Raw genomic sequence first — 24,199 nt, 5'->3', positions numbered from 1 at the left:
TTAATACTAAAGTCTGTCTATTGACATGTCTAGCGCTTATGCTTTAAAGCATCTGATGGCTTAGGAACAAAATGTCCTTTACCGCCTGCTCTATCATCATCAAACGTAACGGGAATATCATCGTTGAGTGTGCGTTCATTCCATGTTAAGTGTTTGGTGCCATCATCTTTTTTAACCATGGTAATACAATCTTCAACAGGACAAACTAAAGAACATAAATTACAACCAACGCAATTCGCTTCAATAATACTCGGGATGCGATTAACAGGATCATCAGATAAGGCAATGGCTTGATGTGCTCCATCATCACAAGCAATATAACACAAATCACAACCAATACATTTGTCCTCATTAATTTCAGCAATCACTTTATGCTTTAGATTTAAATGTTTCCATTCGGTAACATTAGGCAATGCTTTTCCAGCAAAATCATAGATAGTTGTATAATTTTTTTCTTCCATAAACTGACGTAAGCCAGCTTCCATTTCACGTACAATTCCGAAGCCATAATGCATCACAGCAGTACACACCTGTACCGAAGTAGCGCCCAGTAAAATAAACTCAACAACATCACGCCAGGTTTCGATACCACCAATACCCGACAAGGGTACTTTTCCAATGTCTGGGTGCTGTGCTAAATCTTTGAGCATGTGCATAGCGATAGGTTTCACCGCAGGTCCGCAGTAGCCACCATTAGTTCCTTTACCATCTACAATAGGATAAGGCGCGTAGGAATCTAAGTCGATACCAACAATACTTTTAATCGTATTAATCAATGAAATGGAATCAGTTCCGCCTTGAACAGCTGCCAGGCCAGGATCTGTAATATGAGAAATATTAGGAGACAGTTTTGTAATCACAGGAATATTTGCAGCCGCTTTAACCCAACCCACAATAGTTTTTAAAACTTCGGGCTCCTGACCAACTGCTGAACCCATTCCGCGTTCACACATGCCGTGCGGACAACCAAAATTAAGTTCGATACCATCGGCACCAGCATTTTCAACATCTTTGATAATCTGTTCCCATTCAGCTCTACTCTCAACCATTAATGAAGCAATCACAGCATGGTCGGGGAAATACTTTTTCACTTCTTCAATTTCACGAAGGTTATCTGCTAAAGGTCTATCGGTAATTAATTCGATATTATTGAAGCCCATCATTCGGGTATTACTGTAATTAACCGAACCATAGCGACTCGACACATTTACTACAGGAACGCCAAGTGTTTTCCAGACAGCGCCTCCCCAGCCTGCTTCAAAAGCTTTCATAATTTGATACCCAGAATTTGTAGGTGGCGCTGAGGCCAACCAAAATGGGTTTGGTGCTTTGATTCCTCCGAAATTTATTGATAAGTCTATCATGGTTTTTGAGTTATGATTTAAGTCTTACGACTCTAAATTTTTATTTATTATTTATTTTGAAGCCAGTTATGAATACCCTGAGCAGCCATTTTTCCGTCGTAAGCGGCATTTACTACTTCAGCACCTCCATTAACTGCATCGCCTCCAGCAAAATATTTCGGATTTGAAGTTTGAAATTCATCATTAATTTTAATTCGTGTTTTGCTATCTAATTCTAAGCCATCAATCAAACGATACAAATGACCTTGCTTAGCTTGACCTGTGGCTTTTATCACCATATCACAACGCACTATAAATGTATTGTTCATATTGGTTTGTAATTTGCCGTCAACAAGTTCGGTTTTAGCAAATTTGACACCTTCAACCTTAGTATTTCCTACAATTGCAAGCGGCGTAACATTAAACAGGCTATCGACACCCGAACTGATGGCTAACTCATATTCAAAATGGTAAGCGCCCATCTTCTCTTTAGAATTTCTATAAGCCAGAACGGTTTTTCGTGCTCCCATTCTAGCCGCTTCAGAAGCTGCATCCATAGCAGTGTTACCACCACCAATTACCACCACTTTTGCTGGAACTTTAACCTGATGATGTTTCATGCGGAGTTCTTCGATAAACTCAACAGCACCAATGACACCTTCTTTCTCTTCGCCTTCTAAACCTAGTTGTCGTGTTGCGCCTAATCCGACACCAATAAAAACAGCATCATAATTGTTTTCAAGCGTTGATAATTCTTCTTTGGAATTAATTGCCTTATTGTATTTGATATTAAAACCCAATTGACTCTGAAGGTAGTTGACTTCTTTCAAGACTTCTTCATTCGTGATTTTATAAGGTGCTATCCCATAAACGGTTAAACCTGAAGGTTTGTCTTTTGCTTCGTAAATATCGACGTCATAACCTAAAGTTCGGGCTTCACAAGCACAAGCTAATCCAGCAGGTCCGGCTCCAATAATTGCTATTTTTTTTCCGTTGGACTTACCGACCTTAAAAATAACCTTGTCTACATCAATAGTTTTATTAGTAGCATAATTTTGTAATCTCCCAATCTGAATAGGTGGCACATCCTGATGATTGTAAACACAAGCACCTTCACATAAGACACCCGTCGGACAAACGACACCGCAAGCATTACCAAGCCAGTTGGAATCAAAAATTGTTTTTGAAGCTCCGGTAATATTGTCTGTATGGATTTGCTTGATAAACAATGGAATATCTATGCTGGTCGGACAAGCTTGCACGCATGGCGCATCGTAACAGAATAAACACCGCGACGCTTCGTAATACGCTTCCGTATCATTCATCAACGGTTTTTTCTGTTTGAAATTCTTTTTGAATTCCGCTTCGGAAGTGGGTCTTTTATATTCTGCCATATGAAGTTATAAGTTAAAGAGTTATGAATCGAAAAACTAAAGTTCTGTTAGCCTTCCATAAGTTTCAGGGCGTCTATCGCGATAAAATTGCCAAGTCGAGCGCACCTCTTCAATTAAGTCTAAATCAAATTCGGCTACTAATAATTCATCATCATCCCGAGAAGCTTCCGCGAAAATTTGTCCGCGTGGATCCACAAAATAGGATTGGCCATAAAACTTACCAAGATTCCATGGTTTCTCTTCACCAACACGATTAATACAACCCATAAAATAACCATTAGCAGCAGCATGCGCAGGTTGCTCTAATTTCCAAAGGTATTCACTTAGACCTGCTACTGTTGCTGATGGGTTATAAACGATTTCGGCACCATTTAAGCCCAGAGCTCTCGCGCCATCAGGAAAGTGCCTGTCATAACAAATGTAAACACCAACCTTAGCATATTTGGTTTGAAATACAGGATAACCTAGATTACCTGGTTTAAAGAAAAATTTCTCCCAAAATCCTGTAGTGTGCGGAATATGATTTTTCCTGTACTTACCTAAATAAGTACCATCGGCATCAATTACGGCAGCCGTATTGTATAAAACTCCCGCTTGTTCTTTTTCATAAATAGGTACGATAATGACCATATCATGTTTTTTGGCTAGCACCTGCATCTTCTCGGTTGTTGGTCCTGGAACCGACTCAGCAGAAGCGTACCATTTTCGGTCCTGTCCTGGGCAAAAATAAGGTGTGTTAAATATTTCTTGCAAACACAAAATTTGAACCCCTTGTCGTCCTGCTTCTTCTATATACGGAATATGCTTATCGTACATCGCATCCATGATTTCTTGAATGCTGCCTTCGCCTTCGGTCATTGGAAGACTCATTTGTATTAATCCTGATTTTACTTTTCTTGGCATAATTTTGAGTTTATTGTCATTCTGATTAAAGCAAAGAATCTGAAGATTCTTCGTTCTGCGTTTTACACGCTGTCGGAATGATTTATTATTAAATTTATATGACGGTCTTAGACGTTTTTCCTCTCTTAATAAACTGACCATGTCCTGCTTTTAAAAGGCAGTTTTCATTTTCAATAGCGACTTGTCCTCTTAAAATTACAGTTTCAGTTTTTCCTGTTAATTCAAATCCTTCATAACCTGAATAATCACAATTCATATGATGTGTTTCTACAGAAATGGTATGCTTTTTATTAGGATCGAATATGACGATATCGGCATCGCTTCCTATGGCAATGGTTCCTTTTCTTGGGTACATTCCGAAGATTTTAGCCGCATTGGTTGCACTAACCTCCACATATTTTGTAAGTGAAATTTTTCCTTTGTGAACACCTTCAGAATATAACAACTCCATACGATGCTCAATCGCCGGATGCCCATTTGGTATTTTAGAAAAATCATCTTTTCCCATTTGCTTTTGTTCCCACATAAACGGACAATGATCTGTGCCCACAACCTGAACCATTCCTTGATTGATTCCCGACCACAAGGCCACTTGATCTTTCTTTTCTCTAAGTGGCGGACTCATCACCCATTTAGCTCCTTCGAAATCCTTTTCATATAAAGAGGCATCCAAGACTAAATATTGTGTACACGTTTCTACAAAGACTTTTTGATTACGTTGGGTGGCTTTACGAACAGCATTTAATGCGCCTTCGCAAGTCATATGAACAATATAACCAGGACAATCTGTATAGTGCAGCATATCAGCAAAACGAGCTGAAGCTTCTGCTTCGGTGACTTCGGGCTGGGATAAATAATGGTATAAAGGCGAGGTATTACCAAGCGCTCTATTTTTTGCAATTAGTGAATCTATCATATCACCATTTGTTGCATGAACAGTTACCAAACCTCCATGCTTTTTTACTACTTTCATGAGTTGTACCATTTGTCCGTCATCAATCATCAAAGCCCCTTTATAAGCCATAAAAGTTTTAAAGGACGAAATTCCTTCCGTTTCAATCATCTGAACAACTTCTTTAGCAACATCATCATTAAAATCGGTTACAGCCATATGGTAGGAATAATCGCCAATGGCTTTCCCTTGAGACTTTTGCTGCCAAGTTTTAAGCGCATTATGAAGCGTATCGCCTTGGGTTTGTAAGATAAAATCGATAACCATTGTTGTGCCACCATGTAATGCAGCACGCGTTCCTGTTTCATAATCGTCGCTAGAATACGTCCCCATAAATGGCATATCGAGATGCACATGCGGATCGATACCTCCTGGAAATACTAACTTATCAGTAGCATCAATCACTTTATCGGCTTGGTATTTTAAATCTTTTCCGATAGCTATGATTTTTTCGCCTTCAGTATACACATCAGCGATGTAACTTTCGGAAGCCGTTACCACACGACCATTTTTAATTAGTATAGACATTTTTAATATAAATGATTATTGAATAATTAGCTTTATAAAGCAATTACTCAATGTGGGTTTATTTTAATTTAATTTCACTTTGCTTTTCTTCATTAACATATAGTACAATACGAACGAAATGATAAATCCTGTGAACCATGATAAGGAATACAAGAAATTTAAAGCAGGTATCCAATAGCCTATCAACGCTGTAAAAACGCCAATAGTCAATGCTATCATTGCCGAGGTATTGAATCCCGTTTTGTTATAAGAATAGATGCCCTCTTCCTTATAAAGTTCGGCTAACTCTAAGTGCTTTTTTCTAACTAAATAATAATCGGCAATTAAAATTCCGAGTACAGGACCTAGTAAGCCACTTACAAAAATCAGAAACCCTGAAATCGTATCTAACAGCCACCAAGGCATAATTATAATACCGATAATTCCAGTAATTGTACCACCTGTTTTAAAGCTGATTTTTTTTGGCCATAAGTTTGAAAACGCATTTGAAGGCGCAATGACATTAGCCGCAATATTTGTACTGAGCGTGGCTATAATCATGAATATCTGAGCGACAATAACCACAACCGGATTTTTAAATTTTGCGATTAAAGACACAGGATCCCAAGGTGCATCATCGGCAATGAGTAGGTCTTTAAAGTTGATAATTGCTGCGCAGGTTACAAAAATCCCAACAAAAGAATACAGCATCATTGTAGCTGGCAGCCCAATAAATTGTCCGGCAACCTGGTCATTTTGAGTTGCAGCATATCGTGTAATATCAGCAATACTAATAGACATCGTTGCCCAAAAGCCAACCATAGCAGTTAACCATAGTAAATAACTCCAAAGTTTGCTACTTCCTTTATCTTCGGAAGAGATAACGTTGGCATTTACAACACTTGATAGAATCTCGTTATTTCTGAATTGCACTTGAACATTTTCAGTATTGGCAATTAGAATTGGTTCCTCGGTAAATGATTCCCAAGAGCTGTTTTTATTGGAAACAATATTATATTCTGAAACTTTTAAAGTTCCATCTTTATTTTTCAGAGCATTAAGATGCAATGTGGAAGTGTTTAAAAAATCTTTATTTTCAGTAATTGTCGCAGCCGTTTTCTCCAACTGAACACTTTGATTTAAGACCACTGAAAATCCTTCAGCTTTAGCATAACTCCAATAAATAAGTACAATTCCCATAATGATAAGAATTGGTGCTGAATAGGTTTCGAGCCATTTGATACTTTCAGTCCCTTTCCAGATGAAATACATATTAATCAACCAAAAGATTCCGAAGCTTACAAATTTCCCTACAGACAAACCTAATGCTCCTGAGGAACCTGTAACGGCATTAAAAATGGCATAAATAGCCAAACCACCAATCCAAGTTTGAACCCCAAACCAGCCGCAGGCAATGATTCCTCGTGTTACCGAAGCCAAATGAACTCCTTTTGTACCAAAAGCGGCACGACCAATAACCGGAAACGGAATTCCATATTTAACACCAGCATGACCATTGAGCACCATAGGAATGGTAATAATTAAATTAGCAAGTCCGATTATAATCAAGGCTTCATACCAATTCAACCCCGTTTTAATCATGTAGGATGCCAAAAGATAAGTTGGAATACACACTGCCATGCCGACCCAGATTGCCGCCAAGTGCCATTTACTCCAGGTACGCAGACTTGTAGGTACAGGCGCTAAATCTTCACTATAAAGCGAAGAGTTAGACACATCTTCTTGTAATTCTACAATATCTTTACTCATGTTTTATTTTAGTCTATCATTCCTTTTTTGAGGAATGGCCATCCGTTTATTTACAATATTCATCAGCTATACTAATAGCCTGAGCAATAATTTTTAAACCTTCATCTACTTCTTCCTTAGTGATATTTAAAGGTGGTGCTATAAAAATCCAATTCCATCTCACAAAAGTGAACATTCCTAATTCTCGGATTTTAGCTGCCATTTTTAGGGTCGCTTCCATCTCGTTTGGTTTGGCGTTCCAAGGAGTGGTTGGTTCTTTAGTAAATCTATTTTTAACCAGTTCAATACAACCTAACAAGCCTGTATTTCTAAAATCACCAATAGAAGGATGTTTGGCTTTTAATTTTTCAACTTCTTCTTCTATATACAGTCCCATTTCGGCAGCACGTTCAACCAGATTCTCTTCTTCAATAATTTTAATATTTTCTAAAGCCGCAGCACACAAGGTTGGATGCGCAGAATAGGTTAACCCAATCACCATCGGATTGTCATTAAAATGCGCCGCAATCTTGTCGGTCACCACAACGCCACCAAGCGGTAAATAACCAGAAGTCAATCCTTTGGCAAGACACATAATGTCTGGTGTAACTTCATGATGGTCGATTCCAAACATTTTTCCTGTACGCCCAAATCCGCTCATCACTTCATCATCAATCATCATGATGCCATAGGTGTCGCAGAGCTCTCGTACACGTTTTAAATACATAGGTGGATATTTTAAACATCCTGAAGAACCAGATTCCCCTTCAAACAAAATCGCAGCGACACTGTCTGGATTTTCAAATTTGATCACACGCTCTAAGTGTTCTAGAGCTCGTTCGCCACATTCTTCAACAGAGTTCGAATGCCACGGACAACGATAAGCGTACGGATTTTCGACATGGACCACATTGGGCATCGCTTGGCTATCTACCGGAAATCGTCTTGGATCTCCACCAGCACTCATAGCGCCATAAGTGGCACCATGATAAGCTCTGTAGTGCGTGATAATTTTATGCCGTCCTGTATACATGCGTGCGAGCTTGATTGCATTTTCAATGGCTTCAGCACCACCTAAGGTAAAAAAGGTTTTACTTAAGTTTCCTGGTGTGATTTCAGCAATTTTTTTTCCCAGTTGTCCGCGTACTTCAGTAGCCATTCCAGGATAAACATAGCTCACAGCCTGCATTTGCTTGACTACAGCATTTGTGATTCTCTGGTTACCATGACCTATATTGACATTCATAAGTTGTGATGAAAAATCCAGATATTTTTTTCCATCGCTGTCATAGACATAGGAACCTTTGGCATGAGATGCATTTATAGGATTTAAGCCGCCTTGCTTTGACCATGAAAACAAAGTGTAATCGAGATTGTCTTTTATGATAGTATTATCCATTAGATTGGTTTAGTAGTTTCTTTGACTTAGCTCAAGACGCCATTCAAAATTTAATTATCGTTTACAAGATTTTAAACGTTGAGGAAATTATTAACTCATCCAATTGGTTTGCGCCTCAGGATTCCATTTGGTCGTTGTCTTTTTATTTTGAGTCCAGAACTCAATAGAGCTACGTCCTGTAATATCTCCTACTCCAAATTTGGATTCGTTCCAACCTCCAAATGAAAACGGTTCACGAGGCACTGGCACACCAATATTTACACCAATCATTCCTGCGCTGGCACGCTCCATGACTTGTTTTGCCAATCCGCCACTTTGGGTAAAAACGGCTGCAGCATTTCCGTAATTAGAGCCATTTTCAATAGCTATAGCTTCGTCTAAATCTTTAGCACGAATGATTGAAATTACGGGTCCGAAAATTTCTTCTCTAGCTACAGACATATCAGTTGTAACATAATCTATAATTGTTGGTCCGACATAATACCCACCTTCTTTTCCGGGCACTGTTGCATGTCGGCCATCTAATAATATTTTAGCACCATTTTTTTCGGCTTCATCGATATAGCCTTCAATACGTTTTTTAGCTTCCGCAGTAATCACCGAACCTAAATTAGCTCCTGGTGAAATCGTTTTTGCCTCTTCGACCATACGATCTATAATATGCTGTACTTTATCAACACCAACCATTACTGAAGCAGCCATACAACGTTGCCCAGCACAACCAGACATTGAGGCGACAACATTAGAAGCGGTCATTTCAGGATTGGCATCGGGTAAGACTAGCAAATGGTTTTTTGCTCCACCAAGCGCCACGCAGCGCTTTAAGTTGGAGGTTGCTCTTTTATATACAATCTTGGCTACTTTAGTCGAACCAACAAAGGACACAGCTTCAATATTTGGATGGTCACAAATGGCTTCAACCACTTCTTTTCCGCCATTAACAATATTAAACACACCATCGGGAAGCCCAGCTTCTTTTAACAATTCGGCCATACGAACTGTGCTTAAAGGCACCAATTCGGAAGGTTTCATTACCATCGTGTTTCCAAGTACTAAGGCATTAGGTAGTGTCCAATGCGGCACCATATTAGGAAAATTAAATGGTGTAATAGAAGCCACCACACCAAGTGGTTTGCGTTCTATACGACATTCGACACCTTTACTCACTTCCTGAACTTCATTAACAACAATTTGCGGCATAGATACTGCAAACTCACAAAGCTCCATGCTTTTTTCAACTTCGGCTTTAGCTTCACCATAGGTTTTACCATTTTCAAGCTGAACTAACTTGGTCAATTCGTCCATGTGTTGATCTAAGAGCGCTCTATATCTAAAAAATATTTGAACGCGTTCTTTAAACGTCATTCCAGACCATTCTGGAAAGGCTTTATGAGCAGCTTGAACTGCAGCATCAACATCTTGTGCTGTTGACAATGGAATTGAAGAAATTTTTGAACCGTCTAGCGGACTAAAAACATCTAAGGCATTTTGCCCATTTCTTTCAAATTTACCATTGATATAATTTTTTACTTCGGAAAGTGTATCGCTTACAATCATCTTCAACGTATCGGATTAATTTTATTACTATTTGAACAAAAAATAAGAATGTTATAAAAACCAAGTCATAGTACTGACGGTTTTTAAGCACACTCTAATCAAATATATGAAATATATATTAATCTTAAGATATTATTGAAAAGTCTCTAAGATATTTAAAAATACATTGAATGATTCTTAATTACAGGTTTTTGTTTCGGAAATTTAAGCCGTTATCCCTCTAATGAAGTAAACTTAAAATCTGAACCGTTAAACAAGCCTTTATCACTTAATTTTAAGGATGGAATTACCAACAAAGCCATAAACGAAAGTGTCATATAAGGCGCATTTAAGGTGCTTCCTAAGGCTTTTGCTTTTTGGTCTAAAACAGCATATTGCTTGCCAATTGTTTCACCATCTTGATCACTCATGATGCCAGCAACAGGTAAAGGTACAATATGTGCTTCGGAAGGCGATACAGCGCAAATACCTCCTTTATTTTCAATAATTAAATTAACGGCTTTACAAATCATTTCATCAGAAACACCCACAGCAATAATATTGTGAGAATCGTGCCCCACAGATGAAGCAATGGCTCCTTCTTTTAATTGGAAATTTTTAATAAATGCTAAAGCTGGCTGGTCGTCATTATAACGGTTAACAACGGTCATTTTTAAAATGTCATTTTCAGTATTAGAAACGAGATTACCATCGAGAATTGTCGCTTTTTCGATACGTTCGTTGGTGACTAGTTGACCTTCCAGCGCTTCAATAACTCTTATCTGTTTAGCGGTTGAAGGCACTCTAAAATCGGATATCTGCTTTTTATTTGTATTGAAGTTATTCAGATTTTTAAAGGGCACAGAACGCAATTTTGACTGTCCGTTTTCGCTAACTAATGCTCCGTTAATGTAGGTCTGTACGACCTCAAAGTTGACAAGATCTTTCACTACAATACAATCGGCATCGTCACCAACCTGTAATAATCCAACATCTAAATTATAATGTTCAACCGGATTAACACAAGCCGCTTGCAAAACTTTAAACACATCAATACCTTTAGCAACAGCTCTGGCACAAAGTTTATTGATATGATCGATAATTAAATCATCGGGATGTTTGTCATCGCTACAAAACATCATGTTTTCATAATATTGAGGTAGCAAATCAATTAAAGCCTCAAAATTTTTGGCGGCACTACCTTCGCGAATAAGCACTTTCATTCCTTTTTGTAGTTTCTCCAAACCTTCATCATAAGTAAAGCACTCGTGATCTGTTGAAATTCCGGCATTGATATATTTGGTAATATTATCACCAACCACACCTGGAGCGTGACCATCGATAGGCTTGTTATAATGCTTTGCCCATTCTAATTTTTTAAGGACTTCAGGATCATCGAATAACACACCAGGATAATTCATCATTTCGGCTAAATATTTAATATCGGGATTTGCCATGAGCTCTTTAATCCCTTCAGCATCTATCACTGCTCCAGCCGATTCAAATGATGTTGCAGGCACGCAGGACGGAGCGCCAAAATTAAATTTGAAAGGCGATTCCTTTCCATTGTTAATCATGAAATGTACGCCCTCAACACCAAGCACATTGGCTATTTCATGAGGGTCTGAAACCGTGGCAACAGTCCCATGATTTACAGCCAATCTTGCAAACTCTGTAGGGACGAGCATAGAACTTTCTATGTGGATATGTGCATCAACAAAACCAGGTAAAATATAGTGTTCTACATTATGCTCTTTGGCGTTAATTGCTATTATTTTTCCTTCAGAAATGGTGACTTCGCCTTTAAAAATACGCCTGTTCTTTATGTCGACAATGTGTCCTAGTAGTTTCAATATATTCGTTTTAGTTAGACATTCTGTAACATACTTTGGCTTCCGCTTAGTGATTACAGAATATCGGTTTTATTTAATTCAATTTTTAAGATCTCACTGGTGGTTTTAGTGACTTTAAAACGCTCGTCGGCACGTTTACCAACAATCCAAACAATCTTATCATCCGAGCATAATATCCAGGTGTTTTCTTTATCCAACAGCGAGTATTTTTCATCTTTAAAATACTTACTTAATTTCTTTTTACCTTTCATTCCTAAAGGGTAGAAATAATCACCTTCTTCCCATTTACGGAGTAATAGCGGGAATTGCAAAGTTTCTTTATCAACAAAAATGACGTTGGTTCGTTTTCCAAAGATGGCATCGGCTTCATCAAAGAATAAACTCCCGATGCGCGTTTGTACCTTTTTATCTGTAGCCTCAATTTTAAGAGCGACATCATTTTGTTTAGAAACAGGCCAATGAGTAAGGATTAAGTGTTCTCTATCTTTTAGTAAGCGATGTGTATTTGAAAACACCTGTTTCCCTGATTGTGCATCTAATAAGTCTAAGATGTCATTCCATTCGGTAAAACCATAATCTTTAAAGATTTCGAAGATATAGGCTTTGGTATTCGTTAATTTTTTAAACTCTGAAATATTAAACTTGATGTGATTTTCGGTTTCAGAAGCTACTGCTCTGTCTAGAAAATTATGGATACTATCATCTACAAGATTGGCAGTATCCTTCAGATGCTCAAGTGTGTTGCTAAAACTTTGAAGCAGTTCTGGGTTGCCTTCCTTTAAAACAGGAATCACATGATGTCGTAATTTATTCCGAAGGTATTTATCGGAACTATTACTACTATCCTCACGCCATTTATAATTATTCAGCTTCGCATAACTTTCGATAGATTCTCTGGAAAAAGGCAACAGAGGCCTAACGATATTAGCATTGATTTCAGGAATTCCAGTTAAACCGTTGAGTCCGGTGCCTCTCGTTAAATTGATTAAAACGGTTTCCAAATTATCATCGGCATGATGCGCTGTAAGCAGATAATCAAACTTTAAAGCTTTTGACAACTCATCAAACCATTGGTAACGCAATGCTCTCGCTGCCATTTGTATAGACAATTTGTTTTGTTTTGCATAGGCTTCGGTGTTAAAATGCTCGGTAAAAACTTCTAATCCTAATTGCTCAGCCAATTCTAAAATAAAATTTTCGTCCTGATCACTTTCTTTTCCGCGTAAATTAAAATTACAATGCGCTAGTGTGATATCCAGTTTTAACTCATGACACAAATGGGTTAATACCACACTATCAACACCTCCAGAAATAGCAATGAGAAGTTTGGCTTTAGTTAAAAACTTAAGCTTATTATTTATATGTGACTCAAAATCGAGATTCATCAAGAGGTGAAATTAATTGTATTTATATAAAAAATAGGCCGTTACTAAAACTAATAACGGAGACGCTATCATGAGTAAAATTATTGCCCATCGGTACAATCCCCAAAACGAGATTACCTTTACATCTTCGTGATTTTTATCATAAACCACTTCTACCTGTTGCCCGAGACTGTAAGCTTTAGGCTTAGAGCTTACTTCGCTTTCAAACACGAAAGCCTGTTTATTGTTGTCATAATATTCAAACACAGGTCTATATGTAGTCCCATCGTCATCATGGACTTCAATAAAATTGATGACGATGGCTTTCGTTTTGCGACCAAAATTCAGCAATTCTTTGGTATGCTGATAGCTTCTAATTGCGAAAAACAAAAGTACCACACCAATAAGCCCCAAAGTTGCATATAGATAATCCATTCAATTTGTGTAATATCTTCAAATATACCACCAGAAAGTTTAATTCAAAACTTTAGTTTTCTAAAACCTCGCGCATGGCTTTGGCTTTAATCAAGCACTCTTCATATTCTTTTAACGGGTCACTTTTAGCAGTAATCGCGCCTCCTACAGAATAAGACACATATTTTTTAGTAGCATTGTAAAGAATGCTTCGTATAACAACATTAAAATCGAAGTTATTATCTGGCGAAAAATAACCAACAGCTCCAGAGTACAAACCACGTTTAGTTTCTTCGAGAACTTCAATAATTTTCATTGCCGAAATTTTTGGAGCTCCAGTCATACTTCCCATAGGAAACGTAGACCTAATAATATCGACAGGATGCGTGCTTTCATTCACCATTGACGTTACCGTAGAAATCATTTGATGCACCTGATCGAAGGTGTAAACTTTGCAAAGTTCTTCAACCCTTACGCTGCCTTTTGTTGCTGTTTTAGACAGGTCATTTCTTACCAAATCGACAATCATTATGTTTTCACTTCGCTCTTTTATATCTTCGGAAAGCGCTTTAATCAATTCTAAATCTTCGGTCTTATTTTTTGAACGTTTAGCAGTTCCTTTGATAGGTTGCGACGTAATTTTCAAACCCTCCTTTTTGATATAGCGCTCTGGAGAAGCCGATAACAAATACTTATCATAAAGCTTTAAAAACGACGCAAAAGGCGGTTTGGATATGGCATTGAGTTTTGAATAAGTTTCTAAAGGATTGATGCGCGTATTTTCGGCAAAAAATTCCTGACAAAAATTAGCTTCATAAATATCGCCTCTGTAAATATGAGCAAGCATTTCGTTGACTTTGCTAAAGTAATCGTCTTTGTGAATTCTCAGTTTAATTTTGATTTGCGAATCTTCCACCGAGGCATCTTTATCGTTGGTTTCTGAAGCATTAGCATCAGCTGCCAGCATCGCTTTTAAATCATCGTCTAAGGCATCGGCAACCACATTTAAGTAATGTGTTTCGAGTGTATTCCCTTTTAAAAAGAAGAGGCGTTTGGGCTGAAAAAAGTACAATTCAGGAAATTCGAGTCCGTCAAAATTATGAGACGACAAATCTTCAACATCATTTTTAAGGTCGTAAGATAAATAGCCAAAAATCCAGTCGTTTGTTGCAGACTGGTATTCCTTTAACTGATTAAATGCATCAAAATCATCGGTTTGAAACAAAGTAAACGCCTCAACAGCTAAAACCGCATCAAAAGAGGCATACGTTTGCTGGTAATTATTACTATCGAGCCAAACGACTTCATCAAACTGCGAACTCCAGAGCAGAAGCTGTTTTTTAAAGCTTTCAGGGTTAGAAATATATTGGGTTTTTACACGTCTCAAATTAGAAAAAAATAGGATTACAAAGAACCGAATTAAAGCTGTCAATAACAAGTATGTTTTTCCGAAGTAAAAAATTTACCTTTGCAGCATGGAACAGCAAGTTAGTTTTACCGATTTAAATTTAAATACACCTTTGTACAATGCTTTGGGTGATTTAGGCTTTGAATATCCAACACCTATTCAAGCAGAAGCCTTTAACATTGTTGCTTCTGGTAGAGATGTTGTAGGTATTGCACAAACCGGAACAGGTAAAACCTATGCCTATATGTTACCCATTTTACGTCATTTAAAATATTCGACACAAGACAATCCGCGTGTTTTAATTTTAGTCCCTACTCGAGAATTAGTGGTTCAGGTTGTTGAAGAAATTGAAAAGCTAGCAGCTTATATCAACGTGCGAGTTCTTGGTGTTTATGGTGGCACTAACATCAATACACAAAAACGTGCTATAGCAGAAGGGCAAGACATCATTGTTGCAACGCCTGGTCGTTTATTTGATTTGGCGGTGAGTCATGTATTACAGTTAAAATCGATTCAAAAACTGGTTATTGATGAAGTTGATGTCATGCTAGATTTGGGATTTAGGCATCAGTTATTAAACATTTTTGATATCCTTCCGGAACGTAGACAAAATATTATGTTTTCGGCAACGATGACTGAAGATGTCGATGAACTTATTACCAATTTTTTCATTAAACCTGAAAAAGTAACCATAGCAGTTTCTGGAACACCTTTGCATAATATCAAACAAGAACGTTATGAGGTTCCTAACTTTTATACGAAAGTCAATCTTTTAGAGCATCTTTTACACGACAGGGAAACTTACCATAAAGTTCTCATTTTTGTCGCCTTTAAAAAACTGGCCGATAAACTTTTTGATGTTTTAGAAGAGCGGTTTCCGGAGCAGTCATGTGTGATTCATTCTAATAAAACACAAAATTACCGACTTAGAAGTATTGAACAATTTAGGTCTGGAGACCAGCGCATCTTAATTGCCACAGACGTTATGGCTCGTGGGCTGGATATTGAAAACATAAGCCACGTGATTAATTTTGACACGCCTCAATACGCTGAAAATTACATGCATCGTATAGGACGAACAGGTCGTGCAGAGCAGCAAGGAATTGCTCTGACCTTTTCTACGGAAAAAGAGCAAGCGGCTTTTGAAGCTATTGAAGCCTATATGGGCATAACGGTGCCTTTGCTTGATTTTCCTGCGGAAGTTGATATCTCGAAAGAACTCATTGAAGAAGAGCGCCCGCAAATTAGAGAGCGAAATAACCCCATCAAACGTAAAGATGAAGATGCTCCAGGACCTGCTTATCATGAAAAAAAGGACAAGAATAAAAAAGAAAATCTAGGCGGTTCTTACAAGTTTAAAATTGCGGCTAAATACAAAAAGCCGAAAACCAGAGGCGATAAAAACTACAATAAACGCAACAAGAAAAAATAACTTCGGATTAAAATCACACTTTATTTCAAGTGCAATTTGGTATGAATTTAAACTATCAGAAAAATCCCTTTTCAAATAAATGAAAAGGGACTAGAGAAAAACCAAAAGGCTTGGACCAGATTACGTAATTGACATAATTAATCTATAACCCTAGATATTAGTCTACAACCTTTATATGATTCTCCACTATATCCTTTACTGGTACAATAACTTTTTTTCCATGTGTATTTTTTAATACTACCGAAATATTATTGATTGAATCTATTTCATAAACTTCATCTTGAAATTCAATTTTCTTACCAACTTCAAACGTTTTTCGGGTATAAAATGTTTTAAGTAAATCACCAACAACTTCTTTTGCTCCTAAGCCAAATGCCAAAGCAAAGGCGAGTAAAAAAGCGGCTAAAATCATTGTGAAATTCTCTGTAATGATTTGTGTGTCGATACCTGCTTGATTTAAAGCTGTAATAGAAATAAATATAAGCAGTAAGAAAAACACGATTTGACTAATGATTTTCGAACCAGATAAATCCATAGATTCAAAAAACGATTGTAAGCCTTTCTTTACAAAATTAGCGAAGAGTAAACCTGCCGTAAATATGATAAGTGCAACAAATAGTTTCGGTAAATAATTTAAGAAATTACTGATTTGTTCAGATATGATTTTAAGGTTTAATATATCAGAAATAATAATCAAAATCATGATATAAAGAATCCATTTCACAAAAGTGGAAACGATTTTAATGGTATCAAAATTAAGTTTCTTCCCTTCTACTATTTCAATCTCGTTTAACTTATCGTCCAGCTTATCTGCCTTAGCAAGTTTTAAAGCTTTCTTAATAATTCGTACCACTAATTTGGTAACTAGCCATCCAAAAATTAAGACAATTAAAGCGCCTATAATGCTTGGAAATATTTTAGTCATCTCCACCCACATTGTAGATAGAGAGTCCATTGCAATGTTCTTGTATTCTGTGATTTTGTCCATGATTATTTATTAATTTTTAATAGCTGTTTTATTTTTTATCGCGTTTACTCATTACGGTTTCGATGACATCACCAAGGTTATAGGAAAATAATTCGGCTAACTCCATAAGCAGTTTTGCGATGGCAATATCGTTCATAACCTTAGATTTCAATTCCTGCGGAACTGACTTCAATGGCTTATCTATATCTTTAAAAGGATTTTCCATTAGTTAAGGTTATTTTCGTAAACGGTTAATAATTTATCCTTAGCGCGTTTAATTCTCATTTTAACAGCGCTTTCTCCAATATCTAAAACACTTTCAATTTCCTTTATAGAAAGGTTATCTTGGTATTTTAGTAATAGTATCATCTTTTCATCAGGTGATACTAGGTCCAATGCTTTTTTAAGTTTGTCAACTCTCATGTCGCTAAAATCTGAAGACTCATCGATATCTTCCGAAATGTTTTCAATATCTGCATAATCTACAGATTGCTTTTCAAACTTTTTAGCCGTACTTCTTGTAACGTAATTGACACAATGATTATATGTAAATGCATATAACCACGTTGAAAACTTAGACTTCCCTTTAAAACTTGCCAACTTAACAAAAAGCTTCAGAAACACATCTTGTGTAAGATCTTTAGCTTCGTCTTCATCTTTTGCAAACCCATAACATTTATTATAAACCAGGTGTGCAAAACGATCATACAATACTTCAAAAAGTAGGGTATCATTGTTCTTGACGATAGCACTTACAAGTGCTTCATCAGACAGGTTATAAATATTAATAGAGGGTTCCAAAAATGTATAGTTTGGTATTACGGTTTATATTAAGACCCTAATATTTTTCATAGGTCACATCTTTTTAAACTTACTTGTTAAAATTATGAAATTTAACATTTGAAAGCACTAAAAATTGGACATAAAAAAAGCGAACTTTAACAAGTTCGCTTTTCTATTAAGACTATTAAATCAATATACGTTTTAATACCTCTATTTTACTTTTTTAAACATTAGAGGTTTGTCATCTCCTTTTTTGAACCTTACAGTATTAACTCCTGGATAGAAATCTAAAACAATACCCAAAGTATCAAATGTAAATTGATGTTGCTTTATTGGTGTTAGTTCTTTAAGGTTACTTTGCTCAGGTGCTCCCATTAAAATATTACCATTAGCTTTAAAAATGAGTTTATAAGGGACTTCATCGCAAGCATATTCTCCTTCATATATTTTTGCTTGTGCTTCTGTCAATTCATATTTTGTGAAAATTGGCATTTGTATTGATTGCCCATTTATAGCTCCAAAAACAGTTAGCATAATCTGCGTTTTTTGATAATCTAAGGCATTTGCGGTGAGTGAAATTGTAGTTTTAAATTTAGGCACATAAACCAACATAGATTGAAAGCCATCAATACCGCCTTCACTTGCATAGATATCTAAACCATTTAAGTTCGCATAGAACAATCCATGACATACCTCTCCATTATTGGTTTTTTTCATGGCTTCTAAACTAGATATTGATATCAGTTTATTATTAAAAAGCGCATTAATAAACTTAGCTAAATCAGCAGATGTTGAGACAATTGCACCTGCTCCGCCTGGATTTGACATTTCAGTTTCTAATTGCTTATTCCAATTCGCTGCTTTTATAGCATAAGAATGACTTTCATTGTTTTTAGAACTTATTTTTCCGCCATAATAAGTGTCATTTAATTCGACTTTATTGGTTATTCTTTTCTTCAGAATTTGCGGATATGCATCTTTATCTAAAGCTTCAATAATATAACCCAATAATAAATAATTGGTGTTACTATATGCGGTCTGTTCACCTGGATTAAAATCCAATTTGTAGCCTTTAATTCGTGATACCATCTCATTTTTGGTGGATTTTTCTAGCATCCATTTACCAAAATCAGAATCATTTGTAATGTTGTATAGTCCGCTGCTGTGATTTAAAAGATTTGCTATTTTTATATTTTCAGCTCCAGTAATCTCAGGATAGTACTCAGATAAAGGTGTATTTAATGTAATCTTACCTTCATCTACAAGTTGAAAAATCATTACGGCTGTAAATGCTTTCGTAATTGACCCAATTCTAAATTTTGTGCCTTTTGTATTTTTTATTTTGTTTTCTACATCTGCAAAACCCATTGCTTTTTCATACGTAATATTACCGTCGTTTGTAACGGTCATTGTAGCCATGAGCTTATTGTTTTGCTCTAAAAGCGTTAAGTATTGATCGATTTGCTTTGTGTCTTGAGCATTTAAGTTTAGCGTATTGCAAAGCAATACGAAAAGAAAAAGTGTCTTATTCATAATAGGTATGTATTGATAATGTTATTTGAAATTATTTTTTAATCGCTAAGCTTTTTTAGTTGTACTAAAGCCTCTTGATTATTATCTATTTCTATAGCCTTTTCGAAATAGGAAATCGCTACAAGTTTATCTTTTTGCGTTAGATAATACTTTCCTAAGGCCACATAGGTCTTGGATTCATTAGGATAGAAATCTAGGTTCATTTCTAAATATGCCAATGCCTTTTCAGGTAGATTATGTCCATCAAGCATATAGAAACCAACATCATTAATTAACGCCCAATCTGGTTTTACCTCGCGTTTCATTTTAGCACTTAATTTTTTATAATGCGCATAGTATGGATCTGTTAATTCCTTTGCTGAATATTTTTTAGGTGTATTAAATCGCCACATTTCAGGAAACGGAAACCATGAAAAAAGAGCACGTAAGCCATTATATTGAGCTGGTATGACTATGCTTCCATGGTCTTCGTCTTTAAAGTATTGCCAATTATAATTAAGCTTATTCCTATTTTTTACTAAAACATCATGAAACTTTAAATTCGCTCTAATTTGCTCAGTAGGCTCAGATTTGTCTTTTCTAACTTTTACAGTATCTAATCCTTTCCCAATACTGTTGGCAGCTGCGACATATAATGATTTTTCTTTTCGATTTCCTTCATCTAGTAGCTTTTGTGTTTCATTAACCAACTGTTCTTTATCCCACCACAGACTTGGATCTATTGCCAAATAATTATCAAAAACATCCTGATGATTTAAAAAAGCATACAGTACAAATAATCCTCCTGTAGAATGCCCAATGATTGTACTATTATTTTCTGTTGGATATTTTTTATTTATAAAAGGCTTTAATTCTTGATTCATGAAATTTATAAAATTACTAGCGCCTCCAGAAGTTTCTGATTTATGCCCTCGTTGAAACGGCACGTTAGTAGGTGTAAAATCTCTTGTTCTATCTATATTTAAAATACCTACAACAATTGATTCTGGAATTGTTAAAGGTGTTAATTGTTTAAGTATAGCTGTTATTGAATAAAAATTTCTAGAGGCATCTAAGACATAAATAACTGGATAATTTTTATCACCATTAAAGGCTTTAGGCACACTTACCCATATCTCTCTTTGCTCTTTTAATATATCTGAATATATGCTATCGACTTTGCCTATTACAATCTCCTTTACGTCAATTTGCTTGTCTTGTGCTTTACTTTCAATACAGAAGCATAAAACTACAAGAACGATTATTAATTTGTGTATTTTCATTTAGAAATAAATTAAGATTAAACCTCAGGTTTTAATGTCCATTTGTAAGCTAAAATCCCTATCCTAGCTATAACAAAAGAAAATAGCCCAAAGGTTATTGTTAGTAGTGCTACTTTAAGACCTGCCGAAAATAAATCTGGTCTTGTTTCTCCAATAGCTTCCACCATATCAAATAAACTTATTAAACTAAAAACAGAACCAAAACATCCAACAACTAAACTCAATATACTAGTCTCATTAGCTAAACCTATCATTTTTTTGGATTGCACTCTACTCTTATTCATAGTAAGAAATGCTTTTACGATAAAGAATAGAGATAATAATAGTAGTATTAGTATGACGTACATTAGTGGTCCTCCATCAGATAATAGTCTAGTAATCATAATTTTTGTTTTTTAAGTTAGTTTTTTTCAAATCTAAAACGAATATCGGATTGTAAATATCTTTTGCGACCAATAACCATTTTGGGTTGCGTTTTGACAAGGCTGTTAAATTGCTTGCTGAATCCGTTATCTGTCTACAAAAAATCGACAGCAATTTTAAATGCCTTATTATTGTAGCGATTATTAAACCCAGTAATGCAAAACATAAAGCGAACAAAGCTACTTAAACGTGTGCTGCTCCATATTATATTTTGGTGTTGTATATTGTTGTTTTTTTCTTCAATATTTGGTGTTGGCAACACGATAAATATTAATGTATTTTACTTTTCATTATTCTTAATGCCAGTAACCATAGGCGCTACCTATGTATCCATTTATAATTTATTACCCAATTACCTTATAACAAAACGTTATCTTCTTTTTGGTCTTTACAGTCTTTATACGTTAATAATTTTAGTTTCTGTAGTTATTTTTTCTGTCTTTTTTGCACTCGCAGTTCTTACAGATTTTAAGTTTGCTAAAATGACTACACTCAGCAGAAGTGGTATCTTTATTATCACTAGTATTTGCTTGGTTGTTTTTATTGTAAGTGCTTTTAAACTCTTAAAACTAAATTTAAATCAGTCGAAACACAACGCAGATCTCGAAGCTAAAATCTTAGAAGCTCAACTCAAATTAAAAGAACAAGAGTTGAAATATTTGAAGATGCAAATTCATCCGCATTTTTTATTTAATACACTCAACACCATGTATGGTTTTGCATTAAAAAAGGCTGAACAAACACCAGACATGATCTTAAAATTATCTAATTTACTCGATTATTTACTGTATCAAGCCGAAAAACCTTTTGTATTATTATCTGAAGAAATTGCCCATATCAAAGATTATATCGAACTTGAAAAAATGCGCTTTCATAACACACTACATGTTGAGATGAATATTTCACAAACTTCCGAGAATATTACTATTGCGCCAATGTTATTAATTCCGTTTATCGAAAATAGCTTTAAACATGGTAGCATTCAAAATGGTGTTTTACATATTCATATTGAACTCAGCACAAGTTTGGAGCATATTTACTTCCGTATCACAAATACAAATTCTGAGAGTGGCGCTGCACAAGGCGGCATTGGATTAGAAAATATTAAAAAGCGATTAGAATTATTATATCCCAATGCCTATCAATTAACCATACACGATAAGTCAAAGGTTTTTGATGTGGAATTACAATTAAAAACGACACCTCATGCCTAGTACAGAGACTATTTCTTGCTTAATTGTTGATGATGAAACAATTGCCAGAGAGATCATTGAAACCCATCTTTCTCAGATAAAAAATGTAAGCATTGTTGCGAGTTGTAGCAATGCGATTGAAGCCTTTGGTTATATAAACAAGCATGCGATTGACCTGGTGTTTTTAGACATTAATATGCCCGAAATTTCAGGAATCTCTTTTGCGAAATCTATTAATTCAGATATAAAAGTCATTTTTACAACCGCTTACAGAGACTATGCTGTTGAAGGTTTTGAATTAAAAGCCGTTGATTATCTACTCAAACCTATTTCGTTTGAAAGCTTACAAAAATCGGTTCATAATTACTTTGAAATCTACGGAAAGACACAACACAACAAACAGTTAACTTATGAGGCTTCAGAGTTTATATTTGTCCGTTCTGAGCGCAAAATGATTAAGATCGATTATGACACCATTATCTATATAGAAAGTTATAGTGACTATCTAAAAATTCATTTAGAAAACCATACTATTGTGACCCGAGAAACGATAAGCGCCATTGAAGCAAAACTTCCAAACCAGCGTTTTTTAAGAATTCACAGATCGTATATTATTGCCATCAATTCTATACAATCATTTACTAATGAATACATTACCATTCAAAACAAAGCATTACCTATTAGCCGAAGTTATAAGAAGGCGGTTTTAAATCATTTGGAAAAATTTTGAACTTTTATTCAATAAAAACGTATCTTAGACGTTGCCTTATTAACTACTATTTCGAAAAATTGTCTGCTTAATGAATGAATATCTACACGACGCTATACCTAATTTACAGCCTTTTGATTATGAGTTGCATCACGATTCGTTGTTTATTAATCAGCAATGGGTTTTAGTAAATGGTATTTCAAAAAAGAAATCGGTGTATACATTTAAGGAAGACCATATTCTTGAAATTTCTCGTAAATCGTCTGTGATTGAAACTTCCTGGACGCTTCATATTAATAATATATTTGAGATTGAAACGGAAGATGGGATAATAACAGTAAAGGCTTATTTTAAAGATGATGATATTTTAGTTTTAAATCATCAAAACAAGAAAGAATTCGCCCTGTTCATCAACACGTCAAACTATGAAGACACCATAAATACGATTGATGATGTCAAAGTGTTTTTAAGAGAAAAATACAAGCAAAAAGTCACTAGTTTAATTTATGAGCATGAATTTTACTATATCGAAAAATCTAAAGAATTTGGGCCATTTACGGTTGAAGAGCTTTCAGAAAAAGTAAAAAATGAAGACATCAGTATGTATTGCTTTGTACGCGATGTCAACGCTTACGATTACAGTAATAGGTTGCGCATTTATGATTTGATTAAAGAATTATAAATCACTTAGGTTTAAGGCTCATCACATAATTATAACTTTCCTTAAAATAGTCAACCAACAGTTGTGTTTCAGTATATAAAGTCTCAGGAACTTTCACATAATCGCGCATCACAGCACCATAGGAACGATATTCGGTCGCATTATAGTTTTCCTTAAACGCCTTTTGGGATGCCTTGGATAATCGAATGCCAATTTCGGCATCTTTGTTTAATAAGGTAAACATGTAACCATTTGCTGAAGTATATATCATCTTCTTTCCTTTACGTTCAAAATCTGGACATTGCGCTACAATACTGTCATAAAACTTGAGTTGATCTTCCCACATAATTAGAAATATAGAGGTATAAATGTACGAAAATGAAAATCAACATTTTTAATCTGACTTAAGCTTCA

The 24,199-nt window shown here is 35.6% G+C and carries 21 protein-coding genes; 4 read left to right on the top strand and 17 right to left on the bottom strand.

Going from position 1 to position 24,199, the window contains the following annotated elements:
• Positions 1–29: 29 nt before the first annotated feature.
• The 11 genes from preA to N4270_RS09590 form a co-directional block, all read right to left on the bottom strand.
• Positions 30–1,364 (bottom strand): NAD-dependent dihydropyrimidine dehydrogenase subunit PreA, encoded by a 1,335-nt coding sequence (gene preA, locus N4270_RS09640; protein WP_260096883.1) that lies wholly within the window; start codon positions 1,362–1,364, stop codon positions 30–32.
• 47 nt (positions 1,365–1,411) lie between these two features.
• Complete coding sequence (locus tag N4270_RS09635; RefSeq protein ID WP_260096881.1) at positions 1,412–2,737, bottom strand: NAD(P)-dependent oxidoreductase; 1,326 nt, start codon at positions 2,735–2,737, stop codon at positions 1,412–1,414.
• 36 nt (positions 2,738–2,773) lie between these two features.
• Complete coding sequence (locus tag N4270_RS09630) at positions 2,774–3,640, bottom strand: nitrilase-related carbon-nitrogen hydrolase (protein WP_260096879.1); 867 nt, start codon at positions 3,638–3,640, stop codon at positions 2,774–2,776.
• A gap of 94 nt (positions 3,641–3,734) precedes the next feature.
• On the bottom strand, positions 3,735–5,120 hold the full coding sequence (hydA, locus tag N4270_RS09625; RefSeq protein ID WP_260096877.1) for a dihydropyrimidinase: 1,386 nt from the start codon (positions 5,118–5,120) through the stop codon (positions 3,735–3,737).
• Positions 5,121–5,183: 63 nt separating this feature from the next.
• Positions 5,184–6,869: an NCS1 family nucleobase:cation symporter-1 gene (locus tag N4270_RS09620; protein ID WP_260096875.1), complete on the bottom strand. Its 1,686-nt coding sequence runs from the start codon at positions 6,867–6,869 to the stop codon at positions 5,184–5,186.
• A 46-nt stretch (positions 6,870–6,915) separates the two neighbouring features.
• Entirely contained in the window at positions 6,916–8,247 is a 1,332-nt protein-coding gene (locus tag N4270_RS09615) for an aminotransferase class III-fold pyridoxal phosphate-dependent enzyme (protein ID WP_260096873.1), read from the bottom strand.
• A gap of 90 nt (positions 8,248–8,337) precedes the next feature.
• Positions 8,338–9,804, bottom strand: a complete 1,467-nt coding sequence (locus N4270_RS09610; protein WP_260096872.1) for a CoA-acylating methylmalonate-semialdehyde dehydrogenase — start codon at positions 9,802–9,804, stop codon at positions 8,338–8,340.
• Positions 9,805–10,016: 212 nt separating this feature from the next.
• Positions 10,017–11,636, bottom strand: coding sequence for an adenine deaminase (ade, locus tag N4270_RS09605; RefSeq protein ID WP_260096870.1), 1,620 nt, complete (start codon positions 11,634–11,636; stop codon positions 10,017–10,019).
• A gap of 53 nt (positions 11,637–11,689) precedes the next feature.
• The gene (gene tilS / locus N4270_RS09600) at positions 11,690–13,021 is read right to left on the bottom strand and encodes a tRNA lysidine(34) synthetase TilS (protein WP_260096869.1); all 1,332 of its coding nucleotides are present in this window, start codon (positions 13,019–13,021) and stop codon (positions 11,690–11,692) included.
• Positions 13,022–13,033: 12 nt separating this feature from the next.
• Positions 13,034–13,435, bottom strand: coding sequence for a DUF3592 domain-containing protein (locus tag N4270_RS09595; protein WP_260096867.1), 402 nt, complete (start codon positions 13,433–13,435; stop codon positions 13,034–13,036).
• 52 nt (positions 13,436–13,487) lie between these two features.
• Positions 13,488–14,801: an anthranilate synthase component I family protein gene (locus tag N4270_RS09590; protein ID WP_260096865.1), complete on the bottom strand. Its 1,314-nt coding sequence runs from the start codon at positions 14,799–14,801 to the stop codon at positions 13,488–13,490.
• A gap of 88 nt (positions 14,802–14,889) precedes the next feature.
• Between N4270_RS09590 and N4270_RS09585 the strand changes: the two genes are divergently transcribed.
• Positions 14,890–16,254: a DEAD/DEAH box helicase gene (locus N4270_RS09585; protein ID WP_260096863.1), complete on the top strand. Its 1,365-nt coding sequence runs from the start codon at positions 14,890–14,892 to the stop codon at positions 16,252–16,254.
• A 157-nt stretch (positions 16,255–16,411) separates the two neighbouring features.
• Here N4270_RS09585 and N4270_RS09580 read toward each other — a convergent pair whose 3' ends face one another.
• The 5 genes from N4270_RS09580 to N4270_RS09560 all read right to left on the bottom strand — a co-directional run bounded on the left by N4270_RS09580 (position 16,412) and on the right by N4270_RS09560 (position 21,182).
• Positions 16,412–17,242, bottom strand: a complete 831-nt coding sequence (locus N4270_RS09580) for a mechanosensitive ion channel domain-containing protein (protein WP_260096860.1) — start codon at positions 17,240–17,242, stop codon at positions 16,412–16,414.
• 204 nt (positions 17,243–17,446) lie between these two features.
• Positions 17,447–18,022, bottom strand: coding sequence for an RNA polymerase sigma factor (locus N4270_RS09575; protein ID WP_260096858.1), 576 nt, complete (start codon positions 18,020–18,022; stop codon positions 17,447–17,449).
• 192 nt (positions 18,023–18,214) lie between these two features.
• Complete coding sequence (locus tag N4270_RS09570; protein ID WP_260096856.1) at positions 18,215–19,537, bottom strand: serine hydrolase; 1,323 nt, start codon at positions 19,535–19,537, stop codon at positions 18,215–18,217.
• A gap of 38 nt (positions 19,538–19,575) precedes the next feature.
• On the bottom strand, positions 19,576–20,799 hold the full coding sequence (locus N4270_RS09565) for an alpha/beta hydrolase-fold protein (RefSeq protein ID WP_260096855.1): 1,224 nt from the start codon (positions 20,797–20,799) through the stop codon (positions 19,576–19,578).
• 17 nt (positions 20,800–20,816) lie between these two features.
• On the bottom strand, positions 20,817–21,182 hold the full coding sequence (locus N4270_RS09560) for a hypothetical protein (protein WP_260096853.1): 366 nt from the start codon (positions 21,180–21,182) through the stop codon (positions 20,817–20,819).
• A 522-nt stretch (positions 21,183–21,704) separates the two neighbouring features.
• Here N4270_RS09560 and N4270_RS09555 point away from each other — a divergent pair.
• From N4270_RS09555 to N4270_RS09545, 3 genes are all read left to right on the top strand, one after another.
• Complete coding sequence (locus tag N4270_RS09555; protein ID WP_260096852.1) at positions 21,705–22,436, top strand: sensor histidine kinase; 732 nt, start codon at positions 21,705–21,707, stop codon at positions 22,434–22,436.
• Positions 22,429–23,145 (top strand): LytTR family DNA-binding domain-containing protein, encoded by a 717-nt coding sequence (locus tag N4270_RS09550; protein ID WP_260096850.1) that lies wholly within the window; start codon positions 22,429–22,431, stop codon positions 23,143–23,145. The genes N4270_RS09555 and N4270_RS09550 overlap by 8 nt, the downstream gene beginning before the upstream one ends.
• 70 nt (positions 23,146–23,215) lie before the next feature.
• Complete coding sequence (locus tag N4270_RS09545) at positions 23,216–23,806, top strand: hypothetical protein (protein WP_260096848.1); 591 nt, start codon at positions 23,216–23,218, stop codon at positions 23,804–23,806.
• Position 23,807: 1 nt separating this feature from the next.
• Here N4270_RS09545 and N4270_RS09540 read toward each other — a convergent pair whose 3' ends face one another.
• On the bottom strand, positions 23,808–24,131 hold the full coding sequence (locus N4270_RS09540; RefSeq protein ID WP_260096846.1) for a hypothetical protein: 324 nt from the start codon (positions 24,129–24,131) through the stop codon (positions 23,808–23,810).
• Positions 24,132–24,199 lie beyond the last annotated feature (68 nt).

Source organism: Psychroserpens sp. SPM9 (genome assembly GCF_025153525.1).
Taxonomy (GTDB): domain Bacteria; phylum Bacteroidota; class Bacteroidia; order Flavobacteriales; family Flavobacteriaceae; genus Psychroserpens.
Note: the sequence above shows the minus strand (reverse complement) of the source record. Positions and strands in the feature narration are given on the sequence as shown.